Below are 11863 nucleotides of genomic sequence, written 5' to 3' on the forward strand. Positions count from 1 at the left end.
AGGTTTGATTATTCTGAATAATTGGAGATGTTCTACATTACTTTTTCGGAGAGGTGATTGGTTTGAAACAAAAGAAGATGAAGAAGAGAGCACTGCCAGTGTTGATTGCGACTTCCATTGCATTTGGAAGTCTTGCAGCACCAGGCTACAACGTGCTGGCGAATGATCAAGTGAAGAGCAGTCCTTCCTACATAGTAGAGGTAGAGGCGTGGGATGCCCCTGAAGGATTATCGAAAGAAGATGTGCTGTATCAATTCCTACAAGCGAAGGTCGTCAATCCACAAGCGAAAACCATCGTATCCCTTGATGCGGTGAAGGATCAATTCAAGATCATCCAACAAGAAGCCGACAAACAAACAGGTTCCTATCATTTTAGAACAGTCGAGCAGTTGGGCGGGGTTCCTGTATATGGTTCTGAACAAACAATCGCACTTGATTCAAACAATGATGTGAAAGCGTTCTTCGGTAAAATTTCTAAAAATCTATCAAAGTCGGCAGTCTCAACAGAAGCAGCTATCTCTAAAGAAGAAGCACTGGCAACAGTGAAGGCAAGCATTGATGGTGAAATCGGTAAAGTCGATGCCTTTGATGGAATCGAGTCGGAATTGATCATCTACCCCCATGAAGGAAAATATGTTCTATCTTATTTAGTAAAAGCATCGACATCCGTACCGGCTCCCGGCTATTTCCACTACTTTGTGGATGCGACCACCGGCGAAGTCATCAATCACTTCAATAAAATTCAAGAAGCAACAAAAGATTTTAAAGCGAGCCCAACAGCTACAGCAACAAGTTCTGTTAAAGCTTCAGCGAGAGCACTTCCTCCTGTCGCAGAACCGGCTCAAGCGAGAGGGATGGACATCTTTGGAAACCTTCATACGTTCAATGCTGTAAAGGATCTGTCGAATGGATCCCATTATCTATTCGACGGCACTCGCGCCAATGGTGTTCACACATTTAAAGCAAATCAGATGCCACCGACTACATTCATCCTCCTTTCAGCTTTATTAGGATTAACAGGGTTTGAAGTAACAAGTCCAAGAAACTTCTTCTATGATCCGGCTGCCGTTTCTGCCCATGTGAATGCAGGGAAAGTATATGATTACTACAAGACTAAATTTCAACGTAATTCGTTGGATAACAATGGGATGAAGCTTGTTTCCACCGTTCACATCGGGGAAAAATGGAGCAATGCTGCCTGGAATGGGAAGCAAATGCTTTACGGTGATGGCGACGGTGAGCGCATGATCTCCCTTTCAGGCGGACTGGATGTCATCGGACATGAAATGACTCACGGTGTCATCGATAAAACAGCTGATCTCATATATGAAAACGAATCCGGTGCGATCAACGAATCAATTGCAGATATCCTGGGTGCATTCGTAGAAAACAAAACAGGCGACGACCTGTGGCTGCTCGGAGAAGATATTTGGACGCCGAACACACCAGGTGACGGCCTTCGTGACATGAAGGATCCCGCTTCTGTTTACATCGGTGGATATACAGAGTCAGGCTACTATCCTGATCACTATGACGATCGCTATTTAGGGGAACTGGATAAAGGCGGCGTTCATATCAACAGCTCCATCAACAATAAAGCTGCTTACTTGTTAACCGATGGTGGAACACACCATGGTGTAACGGTGACGGGAGTCGGCAAAGCGAAGGCAGAGAAAATCTACTACCGAGCTTTGACTCTTTATTTGACAGCTTCATCAGGCTTCAGTGAAATGAGACAAGCCGCTGTGCAGGCTGCGAGAGACCTGTATCCTGACCGAAATGGTGAGTCTTCTGCAGAGGTTAAGGCTGTTGAAGCGGCTTATGATGCGGTGGGTGTGGAGTAAGTAAGAGTGGAATTTAGAGCTGATCTGGCGGGACTTGATTCTGCCGGTTCAGTTTTTTTAACTTTAATACAAAAATGGTGCCAGGCCCAAAAACAATCTTTTGAGCCTGGCACCGTTAACCGGTACACGATTATATAACTACATTAAATTCCACAGGTATCCCGATCGTAAACGTCGTCCACTCATCGTTCGACTGACAGCGGATATCCCCGTCATGCTTTTCAATCAGCTTTTTACAAATATAGAGACCGATTCCCGTTCCGAGGTCTTTTGTCGTGTAAAAAGGTTCGAAAATGGCTTCTATTGTTTCTTCTTTAATCCGGGGACCATTATTGGAGATTTGAAGTTTTGTCTTACCTGCTTCCACTTCGCATGAAATCGTGATTTGACGTTGTCCCTCCACTTCCTGAAGAGCGTCGATGGAGTTCATGATGAGGTTAAGAAAAACCTGTCTAAGCTCATCCCTGTTCCCCAGTACCTTTATGGCTGCATCGCATTGAAAGTCGATGGATACATCACCATCCAGTAGGCTCGGATACAGAAATTCAATGGTCTCTTCCAGATGATCTGTCAGGATGATCTCTTCCCTTGTACTCTCAATCAAATCCTTTCTCGATACATGGAGGAATTGGGAGATCCGGTAATTCAATTGCTCCAGCTCATGCTGCATAATATCGAGATACGGTAGGTCGGGATAGCCGTTCTGCAAAAGCTTAGTAAACCCAATAATAGAAGTGAGCGGGTTTCTGAATTCATGGACGAAGCTTGAGCTCATCTGGCCCAGGATCGTCAAACGTTCTTTATGGGTTTGATCGATATACAACTCCTTTTCCTGGAGCTGCTGCTCTTTAATTTCCGTGTATTTTCTAACGGCCAAGTAGGAGAAGCGGTCGAAAAGCGCGTTGATTTCTTCAATGATGGGCTGCAAGTCCCGAAGTTCAATTCCGGAATTACTCACCCACTTGATAATGATACTTTTCCCGACATTCACGTTATAAACAAACTCACTTATATTCACATTCGCATTCACCCGCTCCAGGGCGGTCTTATAGGCGAGATAGGTGATTTCCTCTTCACTGAGGGGCGTTTCGATCGCACGTTTCACTAACTGAAACATTTTCACCCCGTTATTCAACACTTCTTCTTTATATAAATCATTATCTGAAATGACGATACTCTTTCGCCAATTATGTAAAAATTCGTCTGAATGATTTTCAAGAAATTCTATTAGCATGGCAGAAGCACTAGTCATTGAATGGCAGTCCCTTCATTCCGGTTATTGTCGAAATATTCGTTGATATCATCATAACAGAAAAAGAAGGACAGGATGATAGTCATTTGGTATTTAATACAGTTGCAGACTCCTGAAATGGATAAAAAATAAGACCAATGACCGCCCTAGGCGTGATCATTGGTCTTGCTGATATAACCTATAAACCGCTGAGCTCCTCTACAACTTTTTGAGAAACGGCACCTTCCCCTCCAAGAACAGTGTAGTACCACGTTCCATTATCTGAAATATACTTTCGAACCGGGTCGGGAACTTTATTTTTTTCTACAAGGATGATAGGTTCGTAGTATTTAGCAGCAAGTACGGACCCAGTCAATGCATCGGCAAAGTTTTGACCTGTCGCAACCGTGATGATGTCTCCTGGCATTTCAAGCTGTGTAGCGATGTTGACCGATGTTTCATAACGATTGGTACCAGCAATCCGTACAGGATTCGTATTAGCGAGTTGTTTTTGGACTCCATCGGAAATGGCTGATTTCCCTCCGACAATTATCGTGTCAGTCACAGACTTCAGAGCTTCCTTCGTTTCATTCGCTAATTCATCAGTAGGACTTAACAGAATTGGTATTCCATTGGAGGCAGCATAAGGCGCGATGGATAAGGCATCAGGAAAATTGCCACCGTATGCAATGACTGCCTGATCGTAATACCCTAATTCTTTTGCAATGTTTGCCGCAGTCTCATATCGTGATTTTCCTCCGATTCGACGGACATCCAATCCGTTATTCTTTAGGTCCTTTGCAACTTTAGCTGATATTGCACCCTCTCCACCTAGGATAACAACTTCCTTAGCACCTAATTCTTTTATTCGTTCTTTCACCTTGCCATTTAAGCTATCCTTTGGATTTAATAGGATCGGAGCATCTTTTTGATAAGCGAATGGGGCACCTGCCAAAGCGTCAGGGAATGTGGTGTCTCTTGCCAACACAACCGTTTCGGCCCCGTCAGGCCATCCAACCTTTGAGATTTCAATGGCGGTTTCGTGCCGGTCTTTTCCGTAGATCCGATACACATTATCTACGGTTTCTTCCCCAGTGAATGCGGTTAACCCATATACTCCGTCCCCGCCAAACATATTAAGATCCGTGGCTGCAAGATAATACGAGCCTGGAGGCAGAGAATAATAAATCTGGAGATTATCGCTTCCATCTTCCAGCCATTCATCAGGATAAACCGGCTCGCCTTCCAGGGTGAAAAGCAAATATCCCAGATCATTGAAAGTTGTCAATGTCGTTCCGTAAATATACATATCTTGCGTTTCATCAATATCTAAGCTATAAAAATCCAAGTCTTCAGCCCACCCAAAGGTGCCATATACGATGTCGTCGAGGCGGATATAGTCAGCCTGGTAAGGATAATCATTGGGTTCCTGTTCATACACCTCTCCCATTAATCTCATTTCATCGGACTTCTTTAATCCTGTCATCTTTTCTTTCAGTCTAGTGAAGGTTGAGTTATTAAGTATCGTTGAAGATTGTTTCTTGGAGAGAGATTGAATTTCTTCCTTTATTGTTGGGTGATCAAACGAACCTGCGGCAAGAGAAGGTGAAGCACTAAAGCAGAAGATCAATAGAAATACAATTAAACCGATACTGATTTTCTTCATAATCCCGGCCCCCTTCGGATTGAAAATTTATGTAACGTTCAACAATATGCAGTTTACAAACCTATATTATTTTGGAAAGGTGAATTCTAGACGTGAAAATTCAGTTCAATAATCTTCTTAAAATGGTTTATTGGAGAATGGAATATTTAATATACGAGCTTTGGTATAAATAGTGAGGTTAGTAAATGAAGAGCAGTTGGATAAGGTTGACTGTGTAATGTACGATTGGAAAATTCGCAAGTATCAGCTAACCTAACGAGTAACAGTATGATACTTATTTTTTACTAAAGAAACCTATTGAATAACATACTATGTCTTTAGAAAATACGCTTTCTTGCTTTCTTGAAAAACTTCAAAAAAATCCGATTTTCTTCAGTTTTATAGATTTTCACCCCTACTAATTTTAATGGTGTCCATATTTCTTTCATATAATATCCAGTCATAGTACTTCCCCCTTCCATATTCTTATTAACATATATTTCCTATACTTCTATTATATAGTTAATTTCAGAATAGTCTATCAATTAGACAAAATACTTATCGACAACTTTTTCATATTCTTTATTAAAATGGCCATTACTCTTGAAGAAGAATTAGCCAGTCTGAAAAACACCTATAACAACAATCGGACAATTAAAGAGTTGCGTTATTTTTTTCGAGGCAGGAACATTTATTGAAAATTATATAGTGAAAAAATCCAAACTAGTGCGAAACTCTATTTAGAATTTCACTACATAGTTTGGATTTTCCCTTAAGTAAATTTAACATCATAAAATAGAGTAATGAATTAGATGATTGTTCATCCTCTTTTTGTAAATCACCTGGCAAAATCAAACCGCTCCTCAAAATCAAAAGGTATCTGGAATTGATCACGCCCCCCTGTTAAATACGCCACATCAAAATACGTTTTCTGCGGCCTCGGTAGTTTATCCACCCAGGGGGAATAGGTCTTAAACGAAATCATCTCGTCTGCTTCATCAAATTCTGCAAACCTCATCCAGCCATTGCCCCCGTGATAGCTTGACTGGTAGTCGACAAGCATTTGTAAAACGGGATTACCTGCTGCATTTTGTTTCACTCTGTGAGTGGAGCCATGATGATGGCCATTGACCGTCATAAATACCTGGTTAAAAGGATGGACCAGTTCATCCCAGGCAAGTAGCCCCCTCTCTGTCTCTATGGGAGTGCCCCCCTCTATGTTGAGGATTTGATGAGAAAGAAGGATGGTGGGTGTTTTTGGATGTGCTTTTAGAACCTTTTTTGCCCAGGGAATATCCTCCTTCATATGTTCCATGTCGAGGGATAGGAATAAGTAATGATAGCTTCCCGCTTTAATGATGGAATACGAACTATAACCAGTTGGGGAAGAATGTTTATAATACGATTTGTCCGAAAAACGCCCTGACCCATAATATTTAAGATAAGGATCTCCTTTACCATAGTCATGATTTCCTGCAATCGTCACATACGGTGCCTTTCTCTGGTCGAGGATCGCGACGCTTGTAGAAGAGTGGACCCATTCCTCCAACGAGTCGCTTTGATCGACCATGTCTCCCAGGAAAGCGGTCATAGCGATGTTTAACCTTTCATATCTCTTTGAAATCCATCTCATTTGTTCTTTGAAAATTTCTGGTTTATAACGTACCGTTTTTTGTGGATCCGGAACAAAAAGAAAGGAATAATTTTTCTTTTTCATTCGTAATGATTGATAGTGATTGGACCCATTTTTGACGTGGTCACCGGACTTATGTTGGATAAGCCAGTCTTTTTTGGGAAGAGATCGATCGGCTATGCGGATTTCCTGTAAATTCCCTGCAAACAAAGCGTCTGCTTTTTCTGATGCCCCGATATTCCATCCCTTTCCTTTTGCCAAATCAATCCCGATCATTTCAGCAGTTGAGTGCCGGAAGTCGGCCACTCCATTTATATAGATGCTGGTATTCTTCCCATCATTGACGACCGCTACATGATACCAGTCTTCTTCACTATCAAGGGCAAGGGACCATTCTGTCTCGCTGCGTTGAAGATTTAAGGGATGACTTTCCCACTGGACTTGTTTAAAGTCGGATACTGATAAGTTGGAGCGCTCTCCACCCCTTGACATAATGCCCATTCCACCGTGGTCTTTCGGAGAGAACTGTTTCGGCAATTTGAATAAGACCTCGATCGTATATCCGTTTTTAAAGCGATTATGATTCAAAGGGGCATCCTTGCCCGTTTGAAAGTATTGACCACCAGCGTCACTTTTTTTGTGAGTAAATTGCAAGGTCTGAACCGCATCCTTTTGTTCGTAATCTTCTTCCGACCAGCGGATGAAAGGAAGCTTTTGATTGGAGCCTTCAAGGTTAATTAACCGGAGATGATTGGTGTTGCCACTTACGTCTTTCATCACCAGATCCTTCCCGGTGATGGTTCCGGATTGAATATGATCTTTCGAGAAGATCCAATGGGCGGCGATGGTTGTAGAAGGACCTCTCTCTTCCATGTCCCGTCCGGAAATGACAGGAGGGAACAACACCCAAAGTAGAACCATCAAACCAGCCAGTCCCGTTATGAATAGCATGTGTTTCTTGTCTAATCTCAATGTCGTCCCTCCTTTACAAGCGTTTTTTAATTAGTATGGACCGTGTCGAAAAGAAGATGTATCCTATTGAAACAAAAAAAAATCTTCTAATGAACAAATCATTAGAAGATTTTTTATACAAGTATTTCACAGACTGAGGTCCGTCCCTCTTACCAACCGGATCTTTTGACCAGGCTCCAATAATTCCAATAGATCAAGGTCTTCATCACGAATTCTGCCGACTGTGTTCACAGCAGGGTTTTTCTCCAGATCATTTCGGACAATCTGCATTTCCCCTTTATAGCGTCCATACAGATTATTGTCCCGGGTGATGGTGCCACGTGGTCTTTCTACGGTATTTGAAGGAGGAACATCGCCATTCGTCCTTGTTTCGAGTAGTCGATACACATCTCTTCCCGGATCGGGTCTGAGTTGATATTCCCCCTCGATTTCACCGCTGCCCTCATACGAAAGCTCCATTACATTTTCTTGATCATACTCCACTAGCTTACACATTAGTTCCTGGGAACAACCGGGGTCGCCTATGAATACACCTTGGATGCCGCAGTGCCTCAATTGTATGGCACTCATATAAGGGTTTTGATCTCGATGATCCTCCAAAGTTGGGAGACCTTTGTATAACGGCCCTCTTTTTTCCCCGTCCCCCGGGATAAAGGCATAAACCGGGATGTCTAGAGCTTCAAACAGTTTTTGCTGTTTCATAAAGTAAGCCTGATCCAATCCCGTTTCTGGCTTAGGGTAAAAATTATGCCACGCAATCATGCTTCCTGTTTCCAGTCCGCATGAGATCCACTCTTGAACCTCCCTCGCCCCAACCGTACTGGCATTGATGGCAATCTGAAAATGTCGGGATAACTCCATCATTTCGTCCGTGGTAAATCCATCATCCAGCCGAAGAGCCGTCACACCCAATTCCTTTAACTCTTCAAAATGGCTCAATCCTAAAAAAGAGGGAGTGTTCTTCGATACGTCAGCAAACACTTCAAACCCTTCCCTTTTGAAAATGGATAAAAGATGACTGACATGCTCTTTGCTATACGCCGACTCTTCAGGAATGTGAAGAGAGGTAAACGCAAGCTTCATACCTGATGAAGAAGCGCGAAAAATTCTCTCTTCGGCTCCTTCGTCGGATAAATAGACGGAGATTCCGATCATTCGAACTCACTCGCCATCTCGTCTTTAAAGCCAACCAGATACGTGATAGCAAAGCCCGCTGCATAGGCAATTAAAAGTCCGATAGTATAGTAAAGAATTTCTCCTGCATTCACAAGGAAAATAAGCGGCAATCCTGATACCCCGATCGCAAATGTCGCGACATCAAAGTATGCTTGGAAAGCTCCACCGAATCCGGCACCTAAACAAGCCGTCAGGAATGGTCTTCCGAGCGGTAACGTCACACCGAAGATAAGCGGTTCACCAATTCCAAGCATCCCTGCAGGAAGAGCTCCGCCAATCGCTCTCTTCAACTTCTTCTTCTTTGTTTTCATAAAGATGGCGAAAGCTGCTCCGACCTGCCCTGCTCCACCCATTGCAAGGATCGGAAGAAGCGGATCGTCCCCGATTGTGTTGATCAGTTCCAGATGAACCGGTGTCAATCCTTGATGCAGTCCTGTTACGACGAGTGGCAGGAAGGTGGCGCCAAGTACAAATCCAGCGACTAATCCACCCATTTCAATCAATGAAAGGAGTCCGTTCGTAATTAAATCTGAAATAAATCCACCTACAGGCATGAATACCGTGTATGTTAATAATCCTGTGACAAGTAACGCAATGGTCGGTGTAACGATAATGTCCACTGCCTGTGGAATAACTTTGCGTACATTTTTCTCCACGAACGCCATGAAAATTGCTGCAATCAATACTCCGATCAGTCCGCCACGGCCTGGAAGCAGATTTTCTCCAAATAACGTCACATCACCAATGGCCGGGTTGATGATCAAAATACCGGCCAACCCGCCAAGTGCCGCTGAGCCGCCAAATTCTTTCGCAGCATTCATCCCGACAAGGATACCCAGGTAACCAAATAATCCGCTACCTATAATGGAGAGCATCATCACAAGCTGTGACTCACCGTTTAACCAGCCGGCTTGAACGAAGAACTTCGTAAACCCTGTGATCAATCCTGACGCAATCAACGCAGGAATCAGCGGGATGAAGATATTTGCCACTCGTCTTAGGAGTAATTTAAATGGAGTGCTGTTCTTCTTTTTCAAATCCGCTTTTTGTTCCGCAGCACGAGCTTTCAGGTCAACATCACCTGATCCTGCTGATACCAGCTTGCCAAACTCTTCTGTCACTTTGTTAACCTTACCCGGTCCCAAAATCACCTGATACGTTTCGTCTTCTACAAATCCTAATACTCCTTCGATCTTCTTGATGTCTGCTTTTTGTACCAGATCTTCGTTATATACTTTCACTCTCAGTCTGGTCATACAATTTTCATAGCTTGCTATATTATCAGCACCGCCAAACCGCTCTAAAATAAAGCCAGCCAATTCTTTATTCGTCATTTTTCACCTTCCCCTTTCAAGTTTGCTTTGTATTCCGTTTCCCCTTCTATTTCTATGAAGATTTCTGGACAAGTACCCCTATACAAAAAGCCTATTTTTCAATAGCTAATCGAACATAACCATTGGCGTCTTCCAATCGGCTCTTTGCTTCTTCATAGCCACAGCCAAGAGTGATCATCACAATGGAAGGTTTCACTTCGTTGTTCGCTTTCTTTAAAGTTGCTGCTGCCGTTTCTCTGTCAGCACCTGTGATACTCTCGATGATTCCGATCGCCCGCTGTTCAAGCTTGTAATTACTGATATTCACATCGACCATCAGGTTCCCATAAGCCTTACCCAGCTTGATCATCGCCGCTGTTGAAATCATATTGAGGACCATTTTCTGTGCAGTTCCGGCTTTTAATCGAGTGGAACCGGTCAAGGCTTCCGGTCCGGCATCTACTTCAATTGCATGCTTTGCTTCAGCAGAAATTTTCGAGCCTGTATTACAAGACAGGGCAACCGTTGTAGCACCCAGTTCCCTTGCATACCTTAAACCGCCGATGACATACGGGGTACGTCCGCTCGCTGCAATCCCTACGACCGTGTCCGCCTGCGTCAGCCCGATTTCTTTCAGGTCCGATACGCCTGACTCTTCATCATCCTCTGCTCCCTCAACCGCCTTCACGAATGCTTTCTCCCCGCCGGCGATCAATCCGACGACGACGTCACTGCTCACACTGAAGGTCGGAGGACATTCCACCGCGTCCAGCACACCCAGCCTGCCGCTCGTACCTGCACCGATATAGATCAATCTCCCGCCTTGAGAGATGGATTTCACAACATCATCTACTACTTTTTCAACTTGGGGAATCACCTCTTGAACAACTGAAGCGACCTTTTGATCTTCCTCATTCATCATGCGGAGAATCTCACCTGTACTCGCTGTATCGATTCCAAGCGTATTCTGATTAACCTTCTCTGTTGATAATTCAAAAAATTGATCTTTCATAAGTTATTCCTCCCAGAAATCTGTATGCGTTTTCATTAATTCTATTATAATCATGTTTGAAATTAAATTTCAATTGTATTTTTTATTGTATGAAATTTTATTTTAGAATAGACCAATAATGTTTATGGTAATAGAGGAGAAGTTTTCAAGAAAGGGCAAAGGTAAAAGAAAATGACAAATAGGAGTTGGTATAATCACCCTACTCCTGTTTTTCATTATTTAATGATTTCGTTTTTTATACTCAGAGGTCCGTCCCTCAATAATCGATCTGTGAATCATTTGATATGTCTGTGGAATCAAGCATACCTGGGTGAAATCCTGGAAGATATAGTTCGCTTTCGGTCCTTCTTATAGCTCTGCGGGATGGTAAGGTTGCGAAGTGATTCATGGTGGCAGCCGCCCGTTCACGTTGTTTGGTGATCACTTTTTCCGAACAGTTGATTTCCAACTGCTCGCCATTCGTAAACCGGATGTATGTTTTTCCTTCTGAAGTGGAAATGGACTCAATATGCTGGCAGAATAACCAGATACAATCATAGTCGGTTGGAGCCATTGTGGGTATCGCATAGATGTATTCCTGCGGGCAGATCATAAGAGGTGTCTTTCGTAAATACTTGGTAGCATGGCGGACGGCTTTGATCCTGCCGTCATATGTAGACCGGTAAACCATACAGGAATCGTCTAAAATCTCCATTACTGACTTTTTGCTGAACGTCTTTCTCCCCGAGAAGTCATACATAATTGACCGATGAATCCCATCATAAGCAGGACAAATCGCCACAGTCCTTCGAGTAACCAGCACTTCTAAATCTTTCAATCAAAACACCTTCCTTTTCCTTTTTAATAAAGTCTCATTTATCAGAATCTTCTTATATATGAGACTTTATTACTATTATATACTAATGACAGAAAATTTCCATTTATATTTGTATATTTTTGAGAAAAATCTCATAATTTGAGGAAATGGATTATTTCCTGGGAGATAGTGTCGAAAAAAGTGAATGGAAATGTATAATTAAGTAGTGCTAATTCAGATA

At 42.8% G+C, this 11863-nt stretch carries 9 protein-coding genes; 1 reads left to right on the forward strand and 8 read right to left on the reverse strand.

Features of this window, described 5'->3' with window-relative positions; genetic code table 11:
• The first annotated feature begins 77 nt into the window (after nt 1-77).
• Complete coding sequence (locus tag RSX31_RS16150; protein ID WP_397548104.1) at nt 78-1844, forward strand: M4 family metallopeptidase; 1767 nt, start codon at nt 78-80, stop codon at nt 1842-1844.
• Nucleotides 1845-1974: 130 nt separating this feature from the next.
• On the opposite strand, the gene RSX31_RS16155 is transcribed toward RSX31_RS16150, so the two are convergent.
• From RSX31_RS16155 to RSX31_RS16190, 8 genes are all read right to left on the reverse strand, one after another.
• Nucleotides 1975-3096 carry a sensor histidine kinase gene (locus tag RSX31_RS16155; protein WP_148995496.1) on the reverse strand — a complete coding sequence of 374 codons (1122 nt, stop codon included), beginning with the start codon at nt 3094-3096 and terminating at the stop codon, nt 1975-1977.
• A gap of 178 nt (nt 3097-3274) precedes the next feature.
• Nucleotides 3275-4741, reverse strand: coding sequence for a cell wall-binding repeat-containing protein (locus tag RSX31_RS16160; RefSeq protein ID WP_315635189.1), 1467 nt, complete (start codon nt 4739-4741; stop codon nt 3275-3277).
• 317 nt (nt 4742-5058) lie between these two features.
• Nucleotides 5059-5184 carry a hypothetical protein gene (locus RSX31_RS16165; protein ID WP_315635190.1) on the reverse strand — a complete coding sequence of 42 codons (126 nt, stop codon included), beginning with the start codon at nt 5182-5184 and terminating at the stop codon, nt 5059-5061.
• A 374-nt stretch (nt 5185-5558) separates the two neighbouring features.
• Complete coding sequence (locus tag RSX31_RS16170; RefSeq protein ID WP_315635191.1) at nt 5559-7325, reverse strand: LamG-like jellyroll fold domain-containing protein; 1767 nt, start codon at nt 7323-7325, stop codon at nt 5559-5561.
• A 126-nt stretch (nt 7326-7451) separates the two neighbouring features.
• On the reverse strand, nt 7452-8480 hold the full coding sequence (locus RSX31_RS16175) for a MupG family TIM beta-alpha barrel fold protein (protein WP_315635192.1): 1029 nt from the start codon (nt 8478-8480) through the stop codon (nt 7452-7454).
• A complete protein-coding gene (locus RSX31_RS16180; RefSeq protein WP_315635193.1) occupies nt 8477-9835 on the reverse strand; it encodes a PTS transporter subunit EIIC in 1359 nt (452 codons plus the stop codon). The genes RSX31_RS16175 and RSX31_RS16180 overlap by 4 nt, the downstream gene beginning before the upstream one ends.
• A 91-nt stretch (nt 9836-9926) precedes the next feature.
• Complete coding sequence (gene murQ, locus RSX31_RS16185; protein WP_148995501.1) at nt 9927-10826, reverse strand: N-acetylmuramic acid 6-phosphate etherase; 900 nt, start codon at nt 10824-10826, stop codon at nt 9927-9929.
• A 256-nt stretch (nt 10827-11082) separates the two neighbouring features.
• On the reverse strand, nt 11083-11643 hold the full coding sequence (locus RSX31_RS16190; RefSeq protein ID WP_315635194.1) for a competence protein ComK: 561 nt from the start codon (nt 11641-11643) through the stop codon (nt 11083-11085).
• Between the last annotated feature and the right edge of the window lie 220 nt (nt 11644-11863).

The organism is Rossellomorea yichunensis (assembly GCF_032337515.1).
GTDB lineage: Bacteria > Bacillota > Bacilli > Bacillales > Bacillaceae_B > Rossellomorea > Rossellomorea yichunensis.